Below are 26,221 nucleotides of genomic sequence, written 5' to 3'. Positions count from 1 at the left end.
TCCCGCGACCAACGACGGCCACCGGCGCGAAGGATTCGCCCTGCCCTGCTTCTTGGACACTTCTCGTTCAAGCTCGAACGAGAAGTGTCCAATATCTCAACGAGACGAGACGGGGCGGGGGCGGGGCGGGGCTGGTCGGGGTCAGGGGACGGTGCAGGGGGTGCCGTTGAGGGTGAAGCTCGTCGGCCTCGGGTTGGTGCCGGCGTGGGTGCCGTTGAAGCCGAAGCTCGTCGACGCTCCCGCTGCGAGGGTCCCGTTGTAGGCGACGTTCGAGGCGGTCACGGCGGTGCCGGTCTGAAGGAAGTTCGCCGACCACCCCTGGCCCACCTTCTGCCCCGTGGAGGGGAAGGTGAACGCCAGGGTCCAGCCGGTGAGCGCGGTCGTGCCGGTGTTGGTGAGCGTGATGTTGGCGGTAAAGCCGGTGCTCCAGTCGCTGGTGGTGTATCCGACCCGGCAGGCCGAGGCGGGTGTGGTCGGGGTGGGGGTGGGGGTGGGGGTGGGGGACCCCGTGGTGGTCACCGTGACGGTGGGCGACGGGGTCGACGGGTTGCCGGCGGCGTCCAGCGCGACGACGTAGAACGCGTACCCGGTGCCGGGGGTCAGCCCGGTGACCACGTGGCTGGTGCCGGTGACCGTGGCGATCGCGGTGTCTACCGGCCACGTCTTCTGGTACACCCGGTACCCGGTGACGCCGACGTCGTCGGTCGACGGCCCCCAGGTGAGGGTGAGCCCGTTCGGGCCGACGGCCGACGGGGTCGGGGTGCCGGGCGCGGTCGGCGGGGTGGTGTCCGGGCCGCCCCCGGCGGGGGTGACCACCGGGACCGTCGGCGAGGACGTCGAGCGGTTGCCGGCGCCGTCGCGGGCGTTCACCCAGAACCGGTAGTTGCGGGCCGGGGCGAGCGACGAGACGGTCAGGCTGTTGGTGGTGCTGCGGTGCAGGACCAGCGCGTCGCTGCCGACCGTCTCCTGGGTGATCTCGTAGCCGGCCAGGCCACTGCCCCCGGTGTCGGTGGAGGCGGGCCAGGTCAGGGTGACGCCGGTGGGGGTGAGCCCGGACGCGACCGGGGTGCCGGGCACGGTGGGCGGGGTGGTGTCCGTGGGGGTGGCGCCGGGCTCCTCGCCCCAGACCCTGGTCGTCCCGGCGTAGAGGGTGACCTTGCGGTTCGGCCCGGCGGTCACCTGGTACGACGGGTCGTTCGTCGGGTCCCAGGTGCCACCCTCGGGCACGCCGACCTTGAACTGGACCTCCATCCGGTGCTGCGACTGCCCGGCCGGGGCGATGGTGTGCCCGGTGCAGTCGACCTCGACGTACCAGATGTCGCCGCTGTACTGCCTGGCCGTGGTCGGCGACGGGCAGCCCTGGGTGTAGCCGGGGGTGACCTGCACCGCCCCGGTGCCGTCGGGGCGGAAGTAGTAGCGGAACTTCCCGTTGGTCAGCGCCCGAGCGGGGAACGCCGACTTGTTGTAGATGATCGCCTTCAGTCCGGTGGCGCGGGGCTCGGCCTGCATCACGGTGGTCTCGACGGTCAGCTCGTCGAGGTCGGGGCGCTCGGTGCCGGGGAAGCCGGCCAGCGGGGTGCCGCCGTACTCGGAGGAGAGCCGGGCCAGGGCGGAGCTGAAGCCTGCGTTGTAGTCGGTGGCGACCTCGTTCATCACGTAGTCGGACCGGCTGTCGGTGTACGCGTCGTTGGCCGTCGACGGGCCACCTACCAGCGCGCCGTAGAGGGTGTGCCGGGTCTCCGTGGGCACGGTCTGGCTGTCCCACCAGGAGCCGTGCGCGGTGCGGTGGTGGGGGTTGCGCGGCGCGTTGGCCCCGAACCCGATCACGTAGCTGGAGTTGCGCGGGTTGTCGCCGAGCGCGTAGTTGATCTGCCGGACGGCGAAGTCGTGGTAGCGGGCCTTGCGGGTGGCGTCGGTGGTCCTGTCGCTGTAGACCAGCGCGGCGAAGGAGGTGTTGGCGGCGTAGCGCAGCGCGCCCCAGGAGTCGAGCACCGCCATCCCGCCGGGCGAGTAGGCGACCTTCGACCCGTTCACCCCGACGGTCCACCAGTCCAGCCACCGGTTGGCGTCGTCGACGTACTTCTGCTTGCCGGTCAGGTTGGCCAGCAGCACGTACGCCCCGAACTGCTTGTTGTCCCAGGCGATGGTCCACTTGTAGGACCGGGTGCTGGACTGGTTCTCGGTGCCGAGCTTGTCGTACTCGCTCTCGGCCTTGGCGAGGTAGCTGGCGTCGCCGGTGGCCCGGTGCAGCCAGATCGCGCCCCAGACCAGCTCGTCCTGGTAGCCGCTCCACGAGCGGTAGAAGCTGGTCGCGTCGGTGATGCACTCGTGGTAGCTGCGGCGCACCGTGTCGGCGAAGGTGTAGAGCTGCTTCGCGTGCCCGAGCAGCTTGTCGGCGTAGGCGGCGTCGGTGGGCCGGAAGACCATCGACGACGCGGCCATCGCGGCCGCCGTCTCCCCCGCCAGGTCCGCGCCGCCGCAACTCGCGTCGATCTTGTACGCGGGCCGCGCCATCGGCATCACCTCGGCCGGGCCCCACCACTTGTGGTCGTCGTCGCCCTTGCCGACCTGCCCGTAGAGGACGTTCGGGGCGGGGTGCGCCCTGACGAAGTAGTCGTTGACGAAGCGCAGGTTGTTGAGCAGCTGGCTGAGCTGCCCGGAGGCGACGTAGCCGTCGCGGTACTCCACCGCGCCCCAGGCCAGCATGGTGGCGCTGAACGCCATCGGGAAGCCGAACTTCACGTGGTCACCCGCGTCGTACCAGCCGCCGGTGAGGTCCACGCCGGCGTCGGCACCGTCGGTGAGCGCGGAGTCGCCGCGCCAGGAGACCCGGTTCCAGGCCGGCTTCGGCCCGGACTGCTGGGCCTCGTAGAAGAACAACGACTTCTGCAACGCCTCGGCGTAGTTGAAGGCGGGCGCGGCGGCGGGGGCCACCCGGGGCCCGGCGGCGGGGGCGGGCTGGCCGGCGGCGACACCCAGGGCGAGGCCACTGGCCAGGGCTACACCGGCGGCGAGCAGGCGACGCCGCCAGGGTCGGTGGCGACCGGCGTGCTGCGGCGGGTCGTCGGCGGGCTGTGGTGGCCGGGCGGGCCGGATCGGATGACGCATGGGGGTGCTCCTTGACGGCTGGCGCCCCGGCGACGCCGACCGACGCGGGACGGGCGTCGGGCTTGGTCGGAGCCGCCGGCGGCAGGTGGTGGCGGGGCGCCCGAGGGGACGCGGGAGCGCTCCCATGGATGTTCGACAATGTATCCAGCGGATCGCACCGTTGGGAAGACCCGTCGACCGCGCGACCGGCCCGTCCTGAGATACGGACGTACTGTTGCCGCCCCACGCCCGGCGCGGGACAGTACGACCACCAGCAGTTCCATCGACGCGGCTGCTCCCCGGTCCCACCCTGAGGAGATCCGATGGCTCTACGAATCGCCGACGGCACCGCCTGGTCCGACACCCTCGCCCGCGCCGTGGCCGCCGCGCCCGAGGCCTTCGGGCCCGAGGCGGACGGCGTACGGACCCTGCGCAACCTCGTCGAGGGCGACTGGCGTGCGGTCGGCACGCCGTACCCGGTCCGCACCCCGGTCGACAGCACGGTCCTGGTCAACCTGCCCCGGCTGGACGCCGACACCGCCCACGCCGCGGTTGTTTTCGCCGCCGCCGCGCACCGCGACTGGGCGGCCACCCCACTCGCCGACCGCAAGGCCCGGGTCACCGACGCCCTGGCCGCCCTCACCGCGCACCGCGACCTGCTCGCCCTGCTGCTGGTCTGGGAGATCGGCAAGCCGTGGCGGCTGGCCCGCGCCGACGTGGACCGGGCCCTCGACGGCGTCCGCTGGTACGTCGAGGAGATCGACCGGATGCTCGCCGACGGCCGGGAGCCGCTGCCGGGCCCGGTCAGCAACATCGCCAGTTGGAACTACCCGATGAGCGTGCTGGTGCACGCCGAGCTGGTGCAGCTGCTCGCCGGCAACGCGGTGATCGCGAAGACCCCGTCCCAGGGCGGCGCGGTCTGCCTCACCGTCGCGCACGCGCTGATGCACCGCGCCGGGCTCCCCGCCACCCTGGTCTCCGGCGGCGGCGAGGAGCTCTCCGAGGTCCTCGTGCGAGCCCCGGAGATCGGCGCGGTGGCCTTCGTCGGCGGGCGCTCCAACGGCGGGAAGGTCGCCGCCGCGCTGCTCGACTCCGACAAGCGGCACTTCATCGAGCAGGAGGGCCTCAACGCCTGGGGCATCTGGGACTTCTCCCAGTGGGACCTGCTCGCCGGGCACCTGCGCAAGGGCTTCGAGTACGGCAAACAGCGCTGCACCGCGTACCCCCGGTTCGTGGTCCAGCGCGATCTGGTCGACGAGTTCCTGGACATGTACCTGCCGGTGGTTCGCTCGATCCGATTCGGCCATCCACTTGCGGTGGACGAGAACTGGCGGGCCGGCGACCCACTGCCCGAGCTGGACTTCGGCCCCCTGATCAGCGCGGCCAAGGCCGACGAGCTACGCCGCAAGGTCGACGAGGCGGTCCGCGGCGGGGCGGTGCCGCTGCACCGGGGCAAGCTGGTCGGAGCCCCGTTCCTGGACGGCCAGGACACCTCGGCGTACGTGGCGCCGTCGGTGCTGCTCGCCCCGCCCGGCCGGTCCCGGCTGATGCACGCCGAGCCGTTCGGGCCGGTCGACACGATCGTGGTGGTGGACACCACCGACGAGCTGCTCGCCGCGATGAACGCCTCCAACGGCGCGCTGGTCGCCAGTCTCGCCTGCGACGACGAGGAGCTGGCCGGCAAGCTGGCCGTCGACCTCCAGGCGTTCAAGGTCGGCATCAACCGGCCGCGCTCGCGCGGCGACCGGGACGAACCGTTCGGCGGGCGGGGGGCCTCCTGGAAGGGCGCCTTCGTCGGCGGCGACCTGCTCGTGCAGGCGGTCACCGTCGGCGGCACCGGCCGCCTCTACGGCAACTTCCCCGAATACAGCAGCTACCCGGAGGTGTAAATAAGGGCACCCTGTCAACGCATTCTGCATAACAGGTCGCCCTTGTCAACCACCGCGTCGGCGGTACGGTCGCCGCATGGCGACGATCTCGCAGATATCCCTGGGTGTGTCCGACTGCGAGCGGGCGGGCCGGTTCTGGGCCGCCGCGCTGGGCTACGAGCGGAAGCCGCCGCGCTATCCGGGCGACGACTGGATCGTGCTCGCACCGCCGCCCGGCGTGCCCGGCACGGCTCTCGCGATGGACCTCAGCGAGAGCCCGGCCCAGGACTTCCCCCGCGTCCACCTGGACCTGACCGCCGGGGGCCGGGACCTCGACGGCGAGGTGGATCGCCTCGTCGCGCTCGGGGCACGCCGGGTCGACTGGACCGACTACCCGGCGGAGCGCGAACCGGGCGCCTCGCCGTACGTCGTCCTCGCCGACACCGAGGGCAACCGGTTCTGCGTCTCCGGCCGGCGCTGAACCGCTGCCCCCGGTCACGGCGGCGCGGTCACCTGGGCCCGACGGGCACCGCCCCGGGCACCGGGGCCGCCACCAGCGGCACGGTGACGGTGAGCACGGGCCCGTCGCGGTCGGCCGCCGTCGGCCGGTCGAGCCGGGCCACGGTACGCAGCATCGGCGCGTTCTCCGCGTGTACGTGCAGCAGCAGCGCCGCCACGCCCGCCCGCTCGGCGTGGCCGACCAGCCGGCGGAGCAGCGCGGTGCCCAGGCCCCGCCGCTGCCAGTCGTCCCGGACCAGCAGCGCCGCCTCGGCCTCGTCGCCCTCGGCGAGCAGGTTCGCCATCGCGACGACGGACCCCGCCCCCTCGCCCGAGCCAGCCACCGTCGCCGCCACCGCCGTCGCCGTCGCCACCGTCGTCGTCGCCACGAGCGTCACGCCCTCGGCGGGCTCCAGGAGCCGGCGCAGCCGGGCCGGCGCGGGCAGCCCCGCCCCGCCGAGGTACCGGCGCTGCCGGCTCCGCGCGGAGCACCGCCGGTGCAGCTCCAGCACGCCCGCCAGGTCGTCGGCGGTCGCCGCCCGGACGAGCAGCTCGGCGCCGCCGGGCAGGACCACGGTGACCCGGTCGGGGTCCCGGCGGATCACGGTCGCCGCCAGCTCGACGAGCGCCTGGGCCCGGGCGTACTCCGCCGGGGTGAACGTCGGGACCGCACGGCGCAGTTCGTACGACCCGCCGGCCGGATCCGGCAGCGCCATGCTCGTGCCGGTGACGCCGCCGGTGACCGGCATGGGCCGCCAGATCACCTCGTCGGCGCCGAGCAGCGCCCGCAGTGCCTCCCCGGTCGCCTCCGGGTCGCGGACCAGCCGGGTGGCCAGGCCCAGCGCCCGGGTGGGCTGGTCGGCCAGCCCGCGTGCCTCGCTGCGCGCCACCCAGCAGTCCCGCCCCCGGCCCCGTTCCACGGCGGCGACCAGCCCCGCCTCGTCGAGCGTGTCGGGCGCGTCCACGAGGAAGTCGTCGACCGCGCCGGCCTCGGTGGTGTGCACCTGGACGGTGAGGATGTTGACCCCGCGCAACGCGAGGCTCGCCGTGAGCACCGACAGGTAACCCGGCCGATCGTCCACGGTCGCCCGGATCCGCCACAACGTCATGGTTGTCTCCCTTCCTCCAGCCACGACGATGCCCCCGCGCTGTTGCCGGGCCGTTGCCCGGCGGTGACGGCCCGGCAACCACCGCATGACCCGCACCACATGGCCCGACGCAGCGCGGACCCGGCCGCATCGGCCGGGTCCGCGCTGTTTCGCCGGCCCGCGTCCCGCATCGGGACCGGACCGGCCGACGGGCGCCGCATCGGCGCCCGGCCGACTCAGCCGCCGGCGACCACCGGCGGCGCGGTCACCAGGTCCAACCGGTCGCCGAGGATCACCGCGCTGGCCCGGACGAGCTGGGCGAGCCGGTCCACCTCGGTGCAGTGGAACGCGGCGGGCGTCAGCGGCGCGCTGTCGTCGCGGGCCGCCACGAGCACCAGCCCGGCCCGGCCGAAGGGTGCGATCGCGTAGTGGGTGCCGTCGGCGGCGGTCAGCGCGCGGGCCCGCAGCGGGGTGACCTCCGGCAACCGGGGCAGGGTCGGCGCGCGCCAGCTCGCGCGCGCCACGGTCGGGTCGCCGCCGATACGCGAGGCCCAGTCCAGCGGGACCACCGCCGCGACCGCCCAGTCGGCGGCGAGCAGCCCGGGCGCCGCGTCGACCAGGGTGGCCAGCCCGTCGGCCGGGTTGCCGGCGACCTGGGCGAGCAGCTCGGCGTCCTGCCCGGTGGCGGTGGGCGTGCCGATCGCCCGCCAGACCCCGTCGACCTGCACACCGGGGATGGCGGCCAGGCCGACCAGCAGCCGTTCCACCCGGGCGGCGCCCGGCCACACCACCGTAAAGTCGTCGACGGCACGCCCGCCGAGCCGCTCCAGGACGACGACCTGGACGATGTCGGCGCCGGAGATGCCGAGTGTGCGGGCCACCTGGCCGAGGGTGCCGGGCCGGTCCGGCAGGGTCACCCGAACTCTCAGCAACATGATCGTCCCTCCGCTGGGCGGGCCGGCGCGTGGCGGCCGGCAGGCTGGGTACCAGCCTGGTGGGTGACCATTTCATCCCTGTTGCGGTGGCGTATCCCCCGAGAAAATCCCGCCTTGACAGGACGGCTGAGGTGCCATCAACTATTCGGATGACCGATCCGGCCATCGCCGACGCGGGCAGCGGCCCCGCCGCCACCCCGCGGGGGCTGGATCTAGACCGGCTCGCCGCATACCTGGCGGCCCACCGCCCCGAGCTGGCCGCCGCGCCGCTGCGGGCCCGGCTGATCGCCGGGGGCAAGTCCAACCTGACGTACCTGCTCCGCTCGGGCGAGCGCGAGGTGGTGCTGCGCCGGCCCCCGCTCGGGCACGTGCTGGCCACGGCGCACGATATGGCCCGGGAGCACCGGATCATCTCCGCGCTCGCCCCGACCGCCGTGCCGGTCCCCGCCGCGCTGCTGTTCTGCCCGGACACCGACGTGATCGGCGCGCCGTTCTACCTGATGGAGAAGGTCGACGGCGAGGTGTTCCGCAGCAGGTCGCAGACCGACCCGCTGACCGACGGCGAGCGCCGCGATCTGGCGATGGCGATGATGGACACCCTCGCCGCCCTACACACGGTCGATCCCGCCGCGACCGGGCTGGCCGACTTCGGCCGCCCCGAGGGCTTCCTCGGCCGACAGGTCCGCCGCTGGGCCGGCCAGCTCGAGGCGTCCCGCAGCCGCCCACTGCCCGGCGTCGACGAGCTGCGCGACGACCTCGCCGGCTCCGTGCCCGAGGGCGCAAACGCGGGCCGGATCGTGCACGGCGACTATCGCCTGGACAACCTCCTCGCCACGGTCAGGACCGCGACCGCCGCCGGAACCACAGCCACCGCCGCGACCGCCGCAGCCGCGACCGCCGCGCCGATCGGTTCGGCGTCCACCGGCGGGGTGTCGGTGCGGGCGGTGCTGGACTGGGAGATGGCCACCCTTGGCGATCCGCTCGCCGACCTCGGGCTGCTGCTGACGTACTGGGACGTGCTCGGCGACAGCGACGCCATGGTCGACAACCCGGTCGCCGACGGCCTCGGCCCACGCGCCGGCTTCCCCACCGGGGCCGAGCTGATCGAGCGGTACGCCGGGCGCAGTGACGTCGATGTCGGCCCGCTGCACTGGCATGTCGCCCTCGGCTGTTTCAAGCTCGCGGTGATCTGCGAGGGAATCCACTACCGGCACACCCTCGGGCAGACGCTCGGCGGAGGCTTCGACCGGATCGGCGAGCTGGTGGCGCCGCTGGTCGAGCACGGGCTGCGCGCAGTAAGGGAGAAGTGATGGATTTCGGTTTCGACGCCCGCACCGAGAAGCTTCGCGCGCGGCTGAGCACGTTCCTCGACGAGTGTGTGTACCCGGCCGAGGCGGTGCACGCCGAGCAGGTCGCGGCGGCCGGCGACCCGTGGTCCCGATCACCGGTGCTTCAGGAGCTGAAGGTCGAGGCGCGCAGGCGCGACCTGTGGAACCTCTTCCTCCCCGACCCCCGCTCCGGCGCGGGGCTGACCAACCTGCAGTACGCGCCACTGGCCGAGCTGACCGGGCGCAGCCCGCACCTGGCCCCGGAGGCGGTCAACTGCGCCGCGCCGGACACCGGCAACATAGAGCTGCTGGCCGAGTTCGGCTCGCAGGCGCAGCGGGAGCGTTGGCTGAAGCCGCTGCTCGACGGCGAGATCCGCTCGGCCTTCTGCATGACCGAGCCGGAGGTGGCCTCCTCCGACGCCACCAACATCGCCACCCGGATCACCCGCGATGGCGGGGAGTACGTGGTGAACGGCCGCAAGTGGTGGTCGTCCGGGGCGATGGACCCGCGCTGCGAGATCTTCATCGTGATGGGCAAGACCGACCCCGCCGCCGACCGGCACCGCCAGCAGAGCATGGTGCTGGTCGGCCGGGACACCCCCGGGGTGACGGTCCGGCGCGGGATGACGGTCTTCGGCTACAGCGACGCGTCGCACGGCGGGCACGCGGAGATTGACTTCACCGATGTCCGGGTGCCGGCGGAGAACCTGGTCGGCGGCGAGGGCGCAGGCTTCGCCATCGCCCAGGCCCGGCTCGGCCCGGGGCGCATCCACCACTGCATGCGGCTGATCGGCATGGCCGAGCGGGCCCTGGAACTGCTCTGCCGTCGGGCAAACGAGCGGATCGCGTTCGGCCGGCCGCTGGCCGAGCAGGGCGTGGTCCGGGAGTGGATCGCCGAGTCGCGGGTCCGCATCGAGCAGGCCCGGCTGCTGGTGCTCAAGACCGCCTGGCTGATGGACACCCTCGGCAACAAGGGCGCGCACACCGAGATCCAGGCCATCAAGATCGCCACCCCGGCGATGGCGGAGTGGGTGATCGACAAGGCCATCCAGGGGTACGGCGGCGCGGGCGTCAGCCAGGACACCCCGCTGGCCGCCCTCTGGGCCCAGGCCCGCACCCTGCGCCTCGCCGACGGCCCCGACGAGGTCCACCGCTCGTCCCTGGCCAAGCACGAACTGCGCCGCTGGGCCTGACCCCACCCGCTGGTCAGGCGGAGGCGCGGATGACCATGTGGGTGTCGAGCAGGATGTGGTTGGTGGGGACGTCCTCGCCGCGGACCCGGGCGATCAACAGGTGGGCCATCTGCCGGCCCATCTCCTCGACCGGCTGGAAGACGGTGGTCAGCGGCGGGTCCGCCTGCCGGGCCACCGGCGCGTCGTCGAAGCCGATCACCGCCACGTCCTCCGGCACCCGCCGGCCGGCCTCGCGCAGCGTCCGCAGCGCGCCGAACGCCATCAGGTCGGAGGCGACGAAGACGGCATCGAGATCCGGGCAGACCTCCAGCAGCCGCCGCATGCAGGCCGCCCCACTGCCCTCGCTGAAGTCGCCGTACGAGATGAGGTCCGGGTTGAGCCCGGCGCCGGTGGCCTGGACGGCCTCCCGGTAGCCGGTCAACCGAGCCAGGCCGGCGCCCATGTCCTGGGTGCCGGCAATGGTGGCGATCCGCCGTCGCCCACGGGCGTAGAGGTACTCCACCGCGTGCCGGGCGCCCCCGACGTTGTCCACGTCGACGTAGTACGCCGGCTGCGCGCCGGGCAACAGCATCCGGGCCGGCCGGCCGCCGAGCACCGTCGGTAGGCCGCGCTCCTCCAGCAGGGTGGGCAGCGGGTCGGAGTCGTGCAGCGACAGCAGCAGCACCCCGTCGACGTGCTGGTTGGTCAGGTGGTGCTCGACCCGCTCCCGCTCGACCGGGGACTGGACCATGGCCAGCCAGAGCTGCATGGGGGTGGTCAGCAGTGCTGAGCTGATCCCCCGGACGATCCCGGCGAAGAACGGCTCGGTGAAGACCCGGTCCCCGGACTCGGACACGACCAGCGCCACCGAGTCGGTGCGCTGGGTGACCAGTGCCCGGGCGGCGCGGTTCGGCACGTACCCCAGCTCGGCGATGGCCTGCTGCACCGCGGCCCTAGCCTCGGGGCTGACCTGCGGCGAGCCGTTGACCACCCGGGAGACCGTGCCGCGCCCGACGCCGGCGCGGGCGGCGACCGCGTCGAGGGTCGGGCGCCCGAGCGACCGGGTGCGCTGCGTTGTCATGTCTGCTCCTCCGACGTGGGTGGCCCGGCTCGCCCCCGTCGGGGGTGGGCGCCGGGTCCGCCCGTCACTGGCTGGCCCTCGCCTATTGTGCGGCCAGACCGTTGCGTCGGATCACCTCGGCGTACCACCTGGCGCTGGACTTGGGGATACGGGCCTGGCTGTCGTAGTCGACGTGAACCATGCCGAAGCGCTTGGTGTATCCCCAGGCCCATTCGAAATTATCCATCAGCGACCAGGCGAAGTATCCCCGCAGGGGCACCCCGGCACCGATCGCGGCATGCGCCGCCCGCAGGTGCGAGTCGAAGTAGGCCAACCGGTCGACGTCGTCGACCCGACCGTCGACCACGGCGTCGACGAATGCCGAGCCGTTCTCGGTTACATAGAGCGGCAGGTCGGTGTACTCCCGGTGGACCCGTTCCAGGGTCTCGACCAGCCCGGGGGCGTCGATCTCCCAGTTCATGTCGGTCACCGGGACGCCCCGGGTGACGAACCGGACCTCCTCGCTGCCCGGCCAGCAGGTCGGCGCCCGCCAGTACGCCTGGGGGGCCTCCCCCTCGACCGGGCCGGCGACCACATGCCGGCTGTAGTAGTTGATCCCGACCAGGTCCAGCGGCGTCGAGATGATCTCCAGGTCGCCGTCGCGCACGTGCCCGAAGTCCGTCACCGACGCCAGGTCCGCCCGCAGGTCCGTCGGGTACGACCCGCGCAGCACCGGGTCGAGGAAGAACCGGTTGGCCAACCCGTCGATCCGCCGGGCCGCGTCCGCGTCCGCCGGCGAGTCGCTGGCCGGGGTGACCGGGTAGAGGTTCACCGTGAGCCCCAGCCGGGCATCCGGGCGGGACGCCCGCAGCGCCTGGACGGCGAGGCCGTGCCCGAGCATGAGGTGGTGCCCCGCGCGGACCGCGTCCGCCCCGTCGGAACGCCCCGGCGCGTGGGCGCCCGACCCGTACCCGAGGAACGCCGAGCACCACGGCTCGTTGAGCGTGGTCCAGTAGCGCACCCGGTCGCCGAGCGCGTCCCCGACGAGCTGGGCGTAGTCGGCGAACCGGGCCGCGGTGTCCCGGGCCGGCCAGCCGCCGGCGTCCTCCAGCGGCTGGGGCAGGTCCCAGTGGTAGAGGGTCAGCCAGGGCTCGATACCCCGGCCCAGCAGCTCGTCGACCAACCGCTGGTAGAAGTCCAGCCCCTCGGCGTTGGCCGCCCCGGAGCCACCGGGCTGCACCCGGGGCCAGGAGACCGAGAACCGGTACGACTTCAGGCCCAGGTCGGCCATGAGGCGTACGTCGTCGGGCATCCGGTGGTAGTGGTCGCAGGCCACGTCGCCGGTGTGCCCGGCGACGGTCCGCCCCTCGGCGTGGCTGAAGGTGTCCCAGATCGAGGGCGTACGACCGCCCTCCGCGGCGGCCCCCTCGATCTGGTACGCGGCGGTGGCAGCCCCCCACCGGAAGCCGGGCGGAAAGGTCAGCTCCGCACCCTGGTCGAGGACCCCGACGGCGGGCGGGCTGGTCGGATCGATCACGACTTAACGGCACCTTCCATGATCCCGCCAATGATCTGGCGGCCGAACAGGACGAACACGATGAACAACGGAAGCGTGGCGATCAACGTACCCGCGAAGATCTGCGAGTTGTCGGCGAAGTACGCCGTGTTGAGGCTGCGCAGGGAGATCTGCACGGTCGGGTTCGCCGGGTCGGCGAGCACCACGAACGGCCAGAAGAACTGGTTCCACTGCTCCATGAAGGTGAGCAACCCGAGCACCGCCGCCGCCGGCCGCAGCGCGGGGACGACCACGTGCCAGTAGACCCGCCAGGTGGAACAGCCATCCACCCGGGCCGCCTCGATCAGCTCGTTCGGGACGGCCTGCTCGGCGTACTGGCGCATCATGAAGATGCCGAAGCCGCCGATGAGGAACGGCACGGTGACCGACGGCATGGTGTTCAGCCACTCCAGCTTGGCCATCAGGATGTACAGCGGCAGCACACCGAGCTGGATCGGCACCATCATCGAGGCGAGGATGACCAGCAGCATCGCGTTCTTGCCGCGGAAGCGCAGCTTGGCGAAGGCGAAGCCGGCCAGGGAGCCGAAGAAGACCGTGGCGACGGTGATCGTCCCGGAGACCAGGAACGAGTTCATCAGCCCCTTGAGGATGTTGGCGTCACCGTTGGAGAGCACCCGCTCGATGTTCTCGCCGAGCTTCCCGCCGGGCAGGAACGGCGGCGGCCAGGAGTTGGCCGCGTCGTTCGTCCGGGACGCGATGACGATCATCCAGTAGAACGGGAACAGGGAGAGGATCACGCCGAGGACCAGCCCCACCCAGGTCAGCGGGGTGGCCTTCCAGAGCCGGTCGGCCTTGTGGCCGTCGCGCGGCTGTTTCGTGGCCGGGCGTACGGGTGGGCGAAGCGTCGTGGTCGTCATCAGGCGCAACCCTCACTTGTCGGAACTGATACGGCGGGCGAGCAGGTAGTTCACCAGCGACACCAGCGCGATGAGCAGGAACAACACCAGCGCCACGGCGCCGGCGTACCCCCAACGGAAGCGGGTGTTCATCACGTCGAGCAGGTACATGGTGATGGTCTGGAACTGCCCCTCGGAGCCGCCGGAGATGCCCCCGGCGCCACTGGTGAACAGCAGCGGCTCGGTGAAGAGCTGCAACCCGCCGATGGTGGAGACGATCAGCGTGAAGATGATCGTCGGGCGGAGCTGCGGGATGGTGATCGACCAGAACTGCCGGAGGCGGGACGCGCCGTCCAGCGACGCCGCCTCGTACATGTCCTTGCTGATCGACTGCATGGCGGCCAGGTAGATCAGGGCGTTGTAGCCGACCCAGCGCCAGTCGACCATGGTCGAGATGGCGAACCAGGAGGCGAGGCGGTTCGCCCGCCAGTCGATCGGGTCGAGGCCGACCAGGTCGAGCAGCCAGTTGATCAGGCCGAACTCCTTCGCGTAGAGCATCGAGAAGATCAGCGCGACCACGGCGGTCGAGGTGATGATCGGCATCGCGATGGCCATCCGGAAGAAGGTCTGCGCGCGCAGCTTCCGGTTCAGCGCGTTGGCCAGCACCAGCGCCAGCAGCAGCTGCGGCACGGTGGAGAGCAGGAAGATGCCGAACGTGTTGACCACCGCGTTCCAGAACTGCGGATCCTCGGTCAGCAGCTCGACGAAGTTGTCCAGGCCGACGAAGCTGATCGTGGAGTTCAGCGGTGACCGGTCGGTGAGCGCGATCCAGACGGTGTAGGCGATCGGGTACGCGCTGAACACGGCGAAGATCACAAAGAACGGCAGGACGTAGAGGTACGGGGAGTACCTCAGGTCCAGCCGGCTGAGGGATGCCGGGCGACGGTGCGCGGCACGGGCCGGGCGGACGGGGTCACCGCCCCGGCCGGGGGACGCTGCGGTGTCAAGGTCCAGACTCATCGACGGTCCTTCTCGTCGGTCGGCGCGACCCGTCGCGCGGGCGACGCCGGGGGGCTTACCGGTCAGCCGCGCGGGCGGCACCGGGGGCTTACCGGGCCTCCGCGCGGACTGCACCGAGGGCTTGGCCGCGCATGCCGGCTGCGCCGAGGGATTGGCCGTCCACACGGACTGCGCCGAGGGCTGCCGGGCACTGCGGGTGGCGCCGACAGCCGTACTGTCGACGCCACCCACGGTCGCTCCGGTCGGTCACTTGCCGGCGGCGGCGCCGTTCTTCAACGCCGACTGCCACTGCTCCTGTGCGGACTTGCCCTGCTCGACGGCGCGCAGGGTGTTCTCCACGGCGGTGCGGACCGCGTTGTTCTTCGGGCCGAGGTAGACCGGCTTCAGCTCGGTCGCGCCGGCGGCGAAGATCTTCCCGACCGGGGCGTCGGTGAAGTACGGGTTGGTCGAGTCGGCGACGGCCGGGTCGGCCAGGGCCTGCGGCGACGAGGGCAGGTTGCCGACCTTCTTGAACGCCTCGGTCTGGCCCTTGGCGCTGGTCAGGAACTTCGCCAGCTCGGCGGCCTCCTTGGCGTGCTTGCTGGACTTCGGCACGGCCAGGAAGGAACCGCCCCAGTTGCCGCCGTTGCCGGGGGCCTTGGCGACGTCCCACTTGCCGGCGGCCGACTCGCCGGCCTGGCCCTTGATGACACCGGTCATCCAGGCGGGGCAGGCGATGGTGGCGAAGGTGCCGTTCTTGAAACCGGCGTTCCACTCGTTGGAGAACGACTGGAGGTTGTTCGACAGGCCGGCGGCGATCATCGTGGTGGTGAGGTCGTAGGCGGTCTTGATGTCCGCGTTCTCACCGACGACCAGCTTGTTGCTCTTGTCGTAGTAGGTGTAGCCCGAGCCGGCACCCGCGGTCTGCATCAGCACGACGTTGTAGAAGTTGGTCGCCGAGTCGACGAACTTGTGCTTCTTGTCGGCAGCGGCGAACTTCTGGCCGGCGGCGATGAACTGGTCCCAGGTCGGCCAGAGCGCCCCGACCTGCTCGCGGTCGGTGGGCAGGCCGGCGGCCTTGAACAGGTCGCTGCGGTAGCAGAGCGCCATGGAGCCGACGTCGGTGCCGAGGCCGAGTACCCTGCCGTCGGGGGTGGTGCCCTGCTCCCACTTCCACGGCAGGAAGTTGCCCTTGATGTCGTTCGCGCCGTGGTCGGCCAGGTTCACGAACTTGTCGGCCTGCGCGTAGAACTGCACGATCGTGCCCTCTTCGAGGGCGACCACGTCGCCAGCGCCGGAGCCCGCGGTGATCTGCTGCGTGAGCCGGGTGTTGTAGTCGGTCAGGCCCAGGCCCTTGCCACGCTCCTGGATCTTGACGTTCGGGTGCTCCTGCTCGTACTGCTTGTAGAGCTCGTCGTAGCCGAAGCCCTGGTCGCCGAAGACGTCAACGATCAGGGTTACCGGGCCGTCGCCGCCGGCCGACTCCGACGGGTCGTCGCCGCAGGCGGAGGCGGTGGCGATCACCGCGACGGACGCTAGCGCGATGGCGGCGAGCCGCCGACGACGGATTGGGACGCTCATCCGAGACCCCTCTTTCGTGGTGAGGCTGGGTGTGGGTGTTCCGTGGTGGGGGTGCCGTGCAGGGCGCACGCCTGCGGGGCCAGAGCCACGACAGACCACCCGGAACGTTCGGGGAGAGAACCGCGATCGATGCCGGGAGCGCTCCCATGAGATTGAAGGAGCGCCATACGAGGTGTCAACCAACGCTTGGGAGCGTTCCCAGATCGTTACCAGCGGATGTCGGCCGACCACTCAACGCGCTCTCCAGCCCCCAGTAACCACCACCCTCAAGGCCCACCCCGACCGCGCCCGCAGCCCTTTTCGTCCAGCAGTTTCTGAGAATTAGTGGCCATTTCGCGCTCGGAGGCCACACTTTCTCCGAAAAAGCGCGAGCCCGAGCCCGAGTGGGGGTGGGGGTGGGGGGAGTAGTCGCGTGTTGTTCCCTGCTCTCCCGGCATAGGCTGGTCCCATGATCTGCCGAGCCTGCCGGGAGCGGCGGCATGAGGACTGTCCGGGCCGGACGTGGTGCGACTGCCAGCACCGCATCCCCGAACCGACCCCTCCGGTCACGGGTCCGGCCGGCGAATGAGCGCCGGCACCCCGATCTCCCGACTCTGGCCGGGCCCGGCGGCGACGCCGCTGGACGACGCGGAGTTGGCCGCCCTGTACGGCCGGGCCGACGGCCCCCACCTGCGGGTGAACTTCGTGACCAGCGTGGATGGCGCAGTCACCCTCGACGGCTACTCCGCGGGGCTCTCCGGCCAGCCGGACAAGCGGGTGTTCGGCCTGCTCCGGATGCTCTGCGACGCTCTGGTGGTGGCCGCCGGCACGCTGCGGCACGAGGGTTACCGGGCGGTACGGCTCGGTGAGCCGCGTCGAGCCTGGCGCCGGACGCACGGGCTGGCCGAGTACCCGACCCTGGTGGTGGTCTCCGGCTCGCTGGAGCTGGACCCGGCGCAGGCAGCGTTCGCCGACGCGCCGGTACGGCCGGTCGTGCTCACCCATGCCGCCGCCGCAGCGCCGCCGGGCCTGGCCGAGGTGGCTGACCTGGTGCGCTGCGGCACCGACCGGGTGAACCTGGCCGCCGGGCTGGTGGAGCTGCGCCGACGCGGCCTCGGCCAGTTGCTCTGCGAGGGCGGCCCGCACCTGTTCGGTGCGCTCACCGCAGCCGACCTGGTCGACGAGGTCTGCCTCACCGTCGCGCCGCTGCTCGCCGGGGCCGGCCCCGGCCGGATCACCGCCGGGGACGCCAGCGTGCCCCGGGAGCTGCCGCTGCGACACGTGCTGGCCGCCGCCGACGGCGCGCTGATGCTCCGCTACGCCCGGGACGCCGAACCGACCCCCGGCACCCGCGCGAACGGGCTCAGCGGCGAGGGCGATCCACCCCGTTGAGCGGTGAGTCCGTCCCCGGCACCCCCGCGCGCCTACTCAGCGGCGAGGGCGACCCACCCGGCTGAGCCGGTGAGTCCGTTCCGGTTCCGCCGCGAGGGCGTAGGCCGGCGCACATCCACCGCTGGCCACCAGGTGTTCCCGGATGACCCCGCAGGGTCACTTCGGGCCGACTGCGGGGTGGGCTGCGCCGCGCCGCGTAGCAACCTGTCACATCCCTCGGGCAGGATGCTCCACGTGTGCCCACACCGAGACGACCAGCTGACCGGAGCGCGCGGATGACCGACGACCAGTTCGACGGCCCCGACGAGGGGGTCGGCCGGGTGCTCGGCACCGCCGACGCCACCCCGCTGACGTTCTGGACGGCCGTCGCCCCCGGCAGCTACCTCCAGCTCGACGACGTGGTGGTGACCCGCCGCGAGCTGCCGGACCGGGAGCCGGTGACCATCGCCGGGGTGGTGACCCAGGTGCGGGCCCGGCACGAGGGTGCCCAGTTCGACTCGGACGTCTTCGCCATCGCCGACGGCACCCTGCCGGCGATGGTGCAGGAGGCGGCCGAGATCACCACCACCCGGGTCGACCCCGAGCTCTACGTTCCGCCGACGCCGGGCGCGGTGGTGCACCGGGCCACCGGCGACGCCCGGGCCCGGGCGCTGCACTTCGACCGGATGGAACGACGCATCCCGATGGGCATGGGCCGCGACGGGGTGCCGGTCTACCTCAACGCCGACTTCCTCGACGGCAGCCGGGGCGCACACGTCTCCATCTCCGGCATCTCCGGGGTGGCCACCAAGACCAGCTTCGCCACCTTCCTGCTCTACTCGGTCTTCCGCTCGGGGGTGCTCGGCGGGGACGCGGTCAACGCCAAGGCGCTGATCTTCAACGTCAAGGGCGAGGACCTGCTCTTCCTCGACCACCCCAACACCCGCCTCAACGATGCCACCCGCGCCGAGTACGCGAAGCTCGGGCTGAGCGCCGGGGCCTTCCCCGACGTGCGGGTGTACGCCCCGCCCCGGGTCGGCGACTCCTCCGGCACGCCGGACGTGAGTAGCCGGCTGACCGGGGTGGACAGCTTCTACTGGACGCTGGACGAGTTCTGCGCCAACGGCCTGCTGCCGTACGTCTTCGCCGACGCCGACGACGAGCGCCAGCAGTACACGATGGTGGTCCACTCCGTCGCCGCCCACCTGGCCCGCTACGCCCAGCCCGCCGACGGCGGGGTGAGCGTCGACGGGGTCCGGCTCGGCTCGTACGCCGATCTGGTGGACCACGTCGTCGCCGCGCTCAATGACGACGAGACCCGGGGCGACTGGGCCGGCAGCGCGGTCGGGCTGGGCACGGTCAACGCGTTCGCCCGGCGGCTGATCGGCAGCAAGAAGGACCTGGGCCGGTTGATCCGCGGCGACCTGGCTACCCGCCGCCCGCACTCGATCAACACCGCCGAGAGCGCCCAGGTCACCGTCGTCGACCTGCACAATCTCCCCGACCGGGCGCAGCGGTTCGTGGTCGGAGTGACCCTCAAGAGCGAGTTCGAGCGCAAGGAGAAGGCCGGCACCGCCAAGCCGCTGCTCTTCGTCGTCCTCGACGAACTGAACAAGTACGCCCCCCGGGAGGGCTCCTCCCCCATCAAGGAGGTGCTGCTCGACATCGCCGAGCGGGGCCGCTCGCTCGGGGTGATCCTGGTCGGCGCGCAGCAGACCGCCAGCGAGGTGGAGCGGCGGATCGTGACCAACTCGGCGATCCGGGTCGTCGGCCGGCTCGACCCGGCCGAGGCGTCCCGCCCAGAATACGGCTTCCTCCCGCCCGCCCAGCGGCAGCGGGCGCTGCTGGCCAAACCGGGCACCATGTTCGTCAACCAACCGGACATCCCGGTCCCGCTCTGCCTGGAGTTCCCGTTCCCCGCGTGGGCCACCCGGGTCTCCGAGGCCGGCCGGGCACCGTCGGAGACGCTACGGTCGATCACCGGGACGGTCGACCCGTTCGCCGTGGTCGGCTCCGGTGGCGGCAGCGACGACGACATCCCGTTCTAGTGGACGGCAGGTCCATGGGCGCGAGGGACGCCCGAGCGGAGCGAGGGCGTCCCTCAGTCGCGAACGAAAGGCGGGAACAGTGAAGATCCTGCACACCTCGGACTGGCACGTCGGCAAGGTGCTCAAGGGCCAGCCCCGGGCCGAGGAGCACAAGCAGGTCCTCGCCGGGGTGATCGACATCGCCCGTGCGGAACGGCCGGACCTGGTGATCGTCGCCGGAGACCTGTACGACACGGCCGCCCCCACCCCGGAGGCGACCCGGCTGGTCACCCGGGCGCTGACCGCGCTGCGCCGCAGCGGCGCGGACGTGGTGGCCATCGGCGGCAACCACGACAACGGTCAGGCCCTCGACGCGCTGCGGCCGTGGGCCGAGGCGGCGGGGATCACGCTGCGCGGTGGGGTCCGGGAGAACCCGGACGAGCACGTCATCGACGGCACGACGGCCGGCGGCGAGCGGTGGCGGCTGGCCGCGCTGCCGTTCCTGTCCCAGCGGTACGCGGTCCGCGCCGTGGAGATGTACGAGCTGACCGCCGCCGAGGCCACCCAGACGTACGCCGACCACCTCGGCCGGGTGCTCGGGCGGCTGACCGAGGGCTTCGCCGAGCCGGACCGGGTGCACCTGGTCACCGCCCATCTCACCGTGGTGGGGGCGACCACCGGCGGCGGCGAGCGGGACGCGCACACCGTCCTCGGGTACGCGGTGCCGGCGACGGTCTTCCCGGGCACCGCGCACTACGTGGCGCTGGGCCACCTGCACCGCTCGCAGCGGGTGTCGGGCCCCTGCCCGATCCGATACAGCGGCAGCCCTCTCGCGGTGGACTTCGGCGAGCAGGAGAACGTCCCGTCCGTGACGATCGTCGAGGTGACCGCGACGAGCGCGGCGCGCATCCGCGAGGTGCCGGTGCCGGCGGCGGTGCCGCTGCGCACGGTGCGGGGCACCCTGGCCCAGCTCGCCGAGGCCGCCCCGCCGGACGGCTGGCTGCGGGTGTTCGTCCGCGAGCAGCCCCGAGCCGGCCTGCGCGAGGAGGTGCAGGAGCTGCTTCCCCGGGCCCTGGAGATCCGGGTCGACCCGGAGCTGGTGCCGGCCCCCGGCAGCGGCACCCGGGCCGCCCAGCGGGCCGGCCGGTCGCCCCGGGAGCTGTTCGCCGACTACCTCGACAACAAGGGGCACGACGACTCCGGCGTGCGGGAGCTCTTCGACGAGCTCTTCGAGGAGGCGGATCGCTGATGCGCCCGATGCGGCTGGACATGGCGGGCTTCACCGTGTTCCGCGACGAGACCACCGTGGACTTCACCGACGCCGACTTCTTCGCCCTGGTCGGTCCGACGGGCTCCGGAAAGTCGACGGTGCTGGACGCGATCTGCTTCGCCCTCTACGGCACGGTGCCCCGCTGGGGCGGGACGCGGGGGCTGGCCAACGCGCTCGCCCCGTCGACCAACGAGGCCCGGGTCCGGCTGGTCTTCGAGTCGGCCGGGGACCGCTACGTGGCGACCCGGGTGGTGCGCCGGGACGGCCGGGGCAACGTCAAGACGGCCAACGCCGGGCTGCAGCTGATGCCGCCCGGGTTCGACGTGACGAAGCTGGACACCGGGCTGAGCCCGGAGGATCTCGGCGAGGTGGTCGCCGGCACCCCGGCCGAGATGGAACGGGCGGTGCTGGAGGCGGTCGGGCTGCCGTACGAGCAGTTCACCAGCTGCGTGGTGCTGCCGCAGGGGCAGTTCGCCGACTTCCTGCACGCCCGGCCAGCGACCCGGCAGCAGATCCTGGTCAACCTGCTCGGCCTCGGCGTCTACGAGAAGGTGCAGAAGCGGGCCACCGAGCGGGCCGGTCAGGCCGAAGCGAAGCTGGAGGCGGTCGACCGGATGCTCGGCGGGCTCGCCGGCGTCGACGACACGGCCCTCGCCGACGCCGAGGCCCAGGTGGCCCGAGTGCACGAGCTGGCCGGAGCGGTCACGGCGGCCGTACCGGAGCGGGACCTGGCCCGGGCCGCGGCGCGTGACGCGCACGCGGCGCTGGCCGCCCTCGACGCCGACCTGGCCCGACTCGGGTCGGTACGCGCGCCGGACGGGGTGGCCGAGGTGGCCCGGGCGGTGGCCGGAGCGCGGGCTGGCGCCGACGAGGCGGCCGCCGGGGTGGCGCTGGCCGAGGAGCGCGAGGAGAAGCTGCGCGGGGAGCTGGCCGGCGCGGGCGACGAGAGCGCGCTGCGGCTGCTGCTCAGGGCGCACGGCGACCGGGACCGGCTCGCCGGCGAGGCCGCCTCGGTGGCCACGGCGGTGGCCATGGCGGGCGGCGAGCACGATGCGGCGGTGGCCGCGCTCGCCCAGGCCCGGGCGGCGACCGAGCGGGCCGAGACCGAGCTGGAGGCGGCGTTCCGGGCCCACGAGGAGGCGAAGGCCACCGACCAGGCGGTGGCGCTGCGGGCGCACCTGGTCGACGGGGCGGCCTGCCCGGTCTGTGAGCAGGTGGTGCCCCGGGTGCCGGCGATGCCGGCCGGGTCAGCGGTGGCGAAGGCCACCGCCGCCGGGAAGGCAGCCCGGGTGGCGACCCAGGCGGCGCAGCGGGTGGTGCAGGAACGCGACGCGGCGGCACGGGACCTGGAGCGGGTGCTGCTGAACGCCCGGGCCCAGCACGACCAGCTCCGGGGCCGGCTGGCCGAGCTGGACGACCAGCTCGCCGGGGCCGCCGCCCCCGAGGCGCTGCGGCAGGACCTGGCCGAGCACGCCCGGCTGCGCCGGGCGCTGGACGAGGCGGCGGGCGGGGTGCGGGGCGGCCGGGACGCCGCCCGACGGGCCCGGGCCGCGCTGGACGCCGCCGAGGAGCGGCTGCGCGCCGCCTGGCGGGACTTCGACGCCACCCGGGACGGGCTGGCCCGGTTCGGCCCGCCGGCCGCCGACCGGGACGATGTCGCCGCGGCGTGGGCGACGCTGGCGCGGTGGGCCGACGCCCAGGCTCGGCAGCGGCGTGCGGACCGGGTGGGGCTGGCCGAGGCGGTCGCCGGGGCGGAGGCCGCCGCCGCGGCCGTCCAGGAGCGGATCGTCGTCGTCTTCGCCGCCGCCGGGCTGGCCGCCGGGGACGATCCGGTGCGGGCGGCCACCGTCGCGGTGGAACGCGCCGAGGCGGCCCACCGACGGTTGGTGGAGCGCCGCGAGCAGGCCGCCGAGCTGCACGAGCAGCGGGCCGGGCACGAGCAGCAGGCGCGGGTGGCCCGGGCCCTGTCCGGGCACCTGCGGGCCAACAACTTCGAGCGCTGGCTGCTCGCCGAGGCGCTGGACCTGTTGGTCGACGGCGCGTCGGGGATCCTGCGCGAGCTCTCCGGCGGCCAGTACGACCTGGTGCACGACAAGGGCGAGTTCTTCGTGGTCGACCACCACGACACCGGGCTGCGGCGTGGGGTGCGCACCCTGTCGGGCGGGGAGACGTTCCAGGCTTCCCTGGCGTTGGCGCTGGCCCTGTCGGAGCAGCTCGCCGGGATGTCCACCACGGCGGCGAGCCTGGAGTCGATCATGCTGGACGAGGGGTTCGGCACCCTGGACGCGGCCACCCTGGACACGGTGGCGGCCACGCTGGAGAGCCTGGCCGCCCGGGGCGACCGGATGGTCGGCGTGGTCACCCACGTGCCGGCCCTCGCCGAACGCATCCCGGTCCGGTACGAGGTCCGCAAGGACGCCCGTACCGCCCGCGTGGAACGGACCGGCCTGTGACGGGCCCGACCGGAACTGGCGAGGCAGGCGGCCCGGCCGGGACGGCGGCGCAAGGCGCGGCCCCGGAGCTCTTCGTCGACAGCTGGGACCCGGGTTACGGGGCGTCCTTCGAGGCCACGCCCGGAGGGCCGGCGTCGCCGAGCAGCGCCAAGGTCGAGGCGGACGTGGAGCTGCCGACGGTGGACTGGCGGGCGATCGACGTCCGACGCGGGGTCCAGGCGCCGGACGTGGTGCTGCTGGTCGACGGGGTGCGCCGGATCGACGCCAGCGTGTGGACGGCGGAGTCCGACGGCACGTCGTTCCCCGGCGTGGCCGCCTCGTACGCGGCCGGGGTCGTGCACTGCGACCTGGAGCGCGGAGTCGCCCGGCTCGCCGGGTCGCAGGTGCGGCGGGGTCTCTTCACCGCCAGCCCGTCGGCCCGGGAGGTGCGGGCCGGTGCGGTGCGCTACCCGGTACACCGGGTCAGCGGCACCGGTGAGCTGAACAAGCTCCAGGCGGCCGTGCAGGGGCCGCTGACCGCGCTGGAGGTGGAGGTCTCCGGGGCCGCCCGGCTGGACGGGGATCTGCTGGTGGTCGACGGCCCGCTGCGCAGCCGCCGGCAGCTACCCCGCACGCTCGGTTACATCAAGACCCAGCACAGCCAGTACCTCGACGCCCGGCTGACCACCGTGGTGACCGGGCTGCGGGCGGGCCAGCGGTCCCCGGTGTTCAAGCTCGGCACCGCCTGGGGCGGATACTCCTGGTACCTGCGGCTGCCGGGGGCCGGCGGCGCGCCGTGGGCCGGCATCGTGCGGGTGGAGTGCTCGGCGGAGCTGAGCGAGTCCGAGGCGATCGCACTGGCCGACCTGTCGCTGGTCACCCTCCCCCGGTTCGCGTCCACCCCGTACAAGGACCCGCGTGCCCCGCAGAACCTGATCCCGATCGCCGGCCTGGAGCGTCGCCTGCGGGCGCTGCTCGGCGACGCCCGCCTGCTGCAACGGGCGCTGACCGCCGCAGCCAGGGGCCGCAGGTGACGCGGCCCGCCGCCGGGGCCCGCCGCGCCGACGCGTCGACGCCCACGGGTGGTCACTGATGGGCCGCCGCCGGGGCACCGACCGGATCGTCGCGCGGGTGGACACCGGCGAGGCCGAGCTGGTCCCGGACGCAGACCGGCCGCGCTCATTCACGCTGCTGCTCGACGGCGCGCCGCAGTCACACGTGGACCTCGCCGACCCCACCCACCTGGAGTTCGAGTACGTCCGGCGGCTGGCCGCCGCCCTCGACCTGCTCGCCCCGGCCGGCGCGCCGCTTCGGGTGCTGCACCTGGGCGGTGGCGCGCTGACCCTGCCCCGGTACGTGCAGGCCACCCGACCCGGCTCCACCCAGCGGGTGGCCGAGGTGGACGCCGCCCTGGTCGACCTGGTCCGCCGGGAGCTGCCCTGGCCGGCCGACCCCCGGCTGAAGGTACGGGTCGGCGACGCCCGGGCCACCCTGAAGTCCACCCGGGACAGCAGCTACGACGTGGTGGTCGCGGATGTCTTCGCCGGCGCACGCACCCCGGCGCACCTGACCAGCGTGGAATACGCGGCCGAGGTGGCCCGGGTGCTGCACCCCGGCGGCTGGTACCTGGCCAACGTGGCCGACGGCCCGCCGCTGCGGCACGCCCGCGCCCAGGTCGCCACGGTCCGCACGGTGCTACCCCGGGTCTGCCTGGTCGGCGACACGGGGGTGCTGCGCGGTCGCCGCTACGGCAACCTGGTGCTGATGGCGGGCCGGGCCGAGCCACCGGTGCCGGAGCTGACCCGCCGGGCGGCCGGGGACTGGTTCCCGGGCCGGGTGCTGGCCGGCGACGAGCTGGACCGGTTCGCCGGTGGCGCCACGGTGGTACGGGACGCCGACGCCACCGACTCCACCCCACCGCCGCCCGGCATCTTCTCCGTCCGCCGCTGATCCGGTGGCCCGGTCAGCCCCGTACCACCGTGGGGGGTCCTCGGATGCCACGCAGGTCGTAGCCGTAGCGGCGGCCGGGTGGCCCGGCGACGCGGTGCCGGCGGGTGGGGCGGCTGACCGTCCGTGGCCGGGGTCCCACGCGTCGGCGGTGCCATCCGTTCCGGCGGGGCGCCGTGGCAGAGTGTCGGAGGTGACCGCACCGGCCGCCCACCGAACGCTGCGCCCAGCGGCCGGCTACCGGCTGGCAGCCTCGGTGCGTTCGCTCATTTTCAGCGCCTACGACCCGTGCGCCCGGATCGCCGCCGGCGCGTTCTGGTGGGCCGCCCGCACCCCCGTCGGCCCGGCCACCCTCGCGCTGCGCCCGGCCGGGGGCGGAGAGTTGCTCGCCGAGGGGTACGGCCCCGGCGCCGAATGGGTCTGCGAGCGGGCCGACGCGGTCGCCGGGCTCCGCGACGACCACCGCGGATTCGCCGAGTTGGCCGCCGCGCACCCGCTGGTGGCCCAACTGGCCGCCCGGCACTCCGGGCTACGGATGCCGGCCACCGGTCAGCTCTTCCCACGCGTGCTGCGGGCGATCCTGGAACAGAAGGTCACCGGCACGGAGGCCTACCGGGCGTACGCGGCGACCGTGCGACACTTCGGCGAGCCGGCGCCCGGGCCCCTGCAGCCGCTGCTGCTCCCGCCCGAGCCGGCGGCGGTGGCCGCCGCGCCCTACTGGGTGTTCCACCCGTTCGGCGTGGAGCAGAAGCGGGCCGACACGCTGCGCCGGGCCGCCGCCGAGGCCGATCGGTTGGAACGCTGTACGGACTCCGCCGAGGCCACCCGCCGGCTCACCGGAATCCGGGGGATCGGCCCGTGGACCGCCGCCGAGGTGGTGCGGATCGCGTACGGGGATCCCGACGCGGTCAGCATCGGCGACTACCACGTACCGAACACGGTGGCCTGGGCCCTGGCCGGCGAACCGCGCGGCGACGACGCCCGGATGCTCGCGCTGCTGGAGCCGTTCCGGGGCCACCGCGGCCGGGTCTGCCTGCTGCTGACCGCCGAGGGCGTACACGCCCCGCGATACGGGCCGCGGATGCCGATCCGCTCCTTCGCCCGGTACTGACCCGACCCGCCGACACCCGGCTGGCCCACGTCGGGCTGACTCACGCCCGGGGGCGG

Annotated in this window: 19 protein-coding genes; 11 read left to right on the top strand and 8 right to left on the bottom strand. The window is 73.4% G+C overall.

Annotated elements, in window-relative coordinates; all coding sequences use genetic code 11:
- Positions 1-141 precede the first annotated feature (141 nt).
- Positions 142-3,108: a glycoside hydrolase family 9 protein gene (locus tag SNR22_RS02530; protein WP_320064744.1), complete on the bottom strand. Its 2,967-nt coding sequence runs from the start codon at positions 3,106-3,108 to the stop codon at positions 142-144.
- 302 nt (positions 3,109-3,410) lie between these two features.
- Here SNR22_RS02530 and SNR22_RS02525 point away from each other — a divergent pair, with 302 nt between their 5' ends.
- Positions 3,411-4,976, top strand: coding sequence for an aldehyde dehydrogenase family protein (locus tag SNR22_RS02525; RefSeq protein WP_320064743.1), 1,566 nt, complete (start codon positions 3,411-3,413; stop codon positions 4,974-4,976).
- A gap of 76 nt (positions 4,977-5,052) precedes the next feature.
- The gene (locus SNR22_RS02520) at positions 5,053-5,436 is read left to right on the top strand and encodes a VOC family protein (RefSeq protein ID WP_320064741.1); all 384 of its coding nucleotides are present in this window, start codon (positions 5,053-5,055) and stop codon (positions 5,434-5,436) included.
- Between the two features lie 28 nt (positions 5,437-5,464).
- Here the strand turns inward: SNR22_RS02520 and SNR22_RS02515 are convergent, their stop codons facing one another.
- The gene (locus SNR22_RS02515) at positions 5,465-6,562 is read right to left on the bottom strand and encodes a GNAT family N-acetyltransferase (RefSeq protein ID WP_320064739.1); all 1,098 of its coding nucleotides are present in this window, start codon (positions 6,560-6,562) and stop codon (positions 5,465-5,467) included.
- A gap of 215 nt (positions 6,563-6,777) precedes the next feature.
- Positions 6,778-7,476, bottom strand: a complete 699-nt coding sequence (locus tag SNR22_RS02510; RefSeq protein ID WP_320064738.1) for an amino acid-binding protein — start codon at positions 7,474-7,476, stop codon at positions 6,778-6,780.
- A 149-nt stretch (positions 7,477-7,625) separates the two neighbouring features.
- Here SNR22_RS02510 and SNR22_RS02505 point away from each other — a divergent pair, with 149 nt between their 5' ends.
- Both SNR22_RS02505 and SNR22_RS02500 read left to right on the top strand, forming a co-directional pair.
- Positions 7,626-8,786 carry a phosphotransferase family protein gene (locus SNR22_RS02505; RefSeq protein WP_320064736.1) on the top strand — a complete coding sequence of 387 codons (1,161 nt, stop codon included), beginning with the start codon at positions 7,626-7,628 and terminating at the stop codon, positions 8,784-8,786.
- Positions 8,786-9,997: an acyl-CoA dehydrogenase family protein gene (locus SNR22_RS02500; protein ID WP_320064734.1), complete on the top strand. Its 1,212-nt coding sequence runs from the start codon at positions 8,786-8,788 to the stop codon at positions 9,995-9,997. The genes SNR22_RS02505 and SNR22_RS02500 overlap by 1 nt, the downstream gene beginning before the upstream one ends.
- A 13-nt stretch (positions 9,998-10,010) precedes the next feature.
- Here SNR22_RS02500 and SNR22_RS02495 read toward each other — a convergent pair whose 3' ends face one another.
- The 5 genes from SNR22_RS02495 to SNR22_RS02475 form a co-directional block, all read right to left on the bottom strand.
- On the bottom strand, positions 10,011-11,057 hold the full coding sequence (locus SNR22_RS02495; RefSeq protein WP_320064733.1) for a LacI family DNA-binding transcriptional regulator: 1,047 nt from the start codon (positions 11,055-11,057) through the stop codon (positions 10,011-10,013).
- Positions 11,058-11,139: 82 nt separating this feature from the next.
- Positions 11,140-12,573, bottom strand: a complete 1,434-nt coding sequence (locus tag SNR22_RS02490; protein ID WP_320064732.1) for a GH1 family beta-glucosidase — start codon at positions 12,571-12,573, stop codon at positions 11,140-11,142.
- On the bottom strand, positions 12,570-13,469 hold the full coding sequence (locus SNR22_RS02485; protein WP_320064730.1) for a carbohydrate ABC transporter permease: 900 nt from the start codon (positions 13,467-13,469) through the stop codon (positions 12,570-12,572). Before SNR22_RS02485 ends, SNR22_RS02490 begins: the two co-directional genes overlap by 4 nt.
- Before the next feature lie 12 nt (positions 13,470-13,481).
- Complete coding sequence (locus SNR22_RS02480; protein ID WP_320064728.1) at positions 13,482-14,468, bottom strand: sugar ABC transporter permease; 987 nt, start codon at positions 14,466-14,468, stop codon at positions 13,482-13,484.
- Positions 14,469-14,714: 246 nt separating this feature from the next.
- A complete protein-coding gene (locus tag SNR22_RS02475) occupies positions 14,715-16,028 on the bottom strand; it encodes an ABC transporter substrate-binding protein (RefSeq protein WP_320064726.1) in 1,314 nt (437 codons plus the stop codon).
- A gap of 564 nt (positions 16,029-16,592) precedes the next feature.
- On the opposite strand from SNR22_RS02475, the gene SNR22_RS02470 reads away from it, so the two are divergent.
- The 7 genes from SNR22_RS02470 to SNR22_RS02440 all read left to right on the top strand — a co-directional run bounded on the left by SNR22_RS02470 (position 16,593) and on the right by SNR22_RS02440 (position 26,165).
- On the top strand, positions 16,593-17,399 hold the full coding sequence (locus SNR22_RS02470) for a pyrimidine reductase family protein (protein ID WP_320064725.1): 807 nt from the start codon (positions 16,593-16,595) through the stop codon (positions 17,397-17,399).
- A 275-nt stretch (positions 17,400-17,674) separates the two neighbouring features.
- The gene (locus SNR22_RS02465; protein WP_320064724.1) at positions 17,675-19,426 is read left to right on the top strand and encodes an ATP-binding protein; all 1,752 of its coding nucleotides are present in this window, start codon (positions 17,675-17,677) and stop codon (positions 19,424-19,426) included.
- Positions 19,427-19,505: 79 nt separating this feature from the next.
- On the top strand, positions 19,506-20,654 hold the full coding sequence (locus SNR22_RS02460; RefSeq protein WP_320064723.1) for an exonuclease SbcCD subunit D: 1,149 nt from the start codon (positions 19,506-19,508) through the stop codon (positions 20,652-20,654).
- On the top strand, positions 20,654-23,128 hold the full coding sequence (locus tag SNR22_RS02455; RefSeq protein WP_320064722.1) for an SMC family ATPase: 2,475 nt from the start codon (positions 20,654-20,656) through the stop codon (positions 23,126-23,128). The genes SNR22_RS02460 and SNR22_RS02455 overlap by 1 nt, the downstream gene beginning before the upstream one ends.
- Positions 23,125-24,141 carry a hypothetical protein gene (locus SNR22_RS02450; RefSeq protein WP_320064720.1) on the top strand — a complete coding sequence of 339 codons (1,017 nt, stop codon included), beginning with the start codon at positions 23,125-23,127 and terminating at the stop codon, positions 24,139-24,141. Before SNR22_RS02455 ends, SNR22_RS02450 begins: the two co-directional genes overlap by 4 nt.
- 58 nt (positions 24,142-24,199) lie before the next feature.
- Complete coding sequence (locus tag SNR22_RS02445) at positions 24,200-25,057, top strand: fused MFS/spermidine synthase (RefSeq protein ID WP_320064718.1); 858 nt, start codon at positions 24,200-24,202, stop codon at positions 25,055-25,057.
- 190 nt (positions 25,058-25,247) lie between these two features.
- Positions 25,248-26,165, top strand: coding sequence for a DNA-3-methyladenine glycosylase 2 family protein (locus SNR22_RS02440; RefSeq protein ID WP_320064716.1), 918 nt, complete (start codon positions 25,248-25,250; stop codon positions 26,163-26,165).
- The last annotated feature ends 56 nt before the right edge of the window (positions 26,166-26,221 follow it).

Source organism: Micromonospora sp. RTGN7, from assembly GCF_033804645.1.
Classification (GTDB): domain Bacteria; phylum Actinomycetota; class Actinomycetes; order Mycobacteriales; family Micromonosporaceae; genus Micromonospora.
Note: the sequence above shows the minus strand (reverse complement) of the source record. Positions and strands in the feature narration are given on the sequence as shown.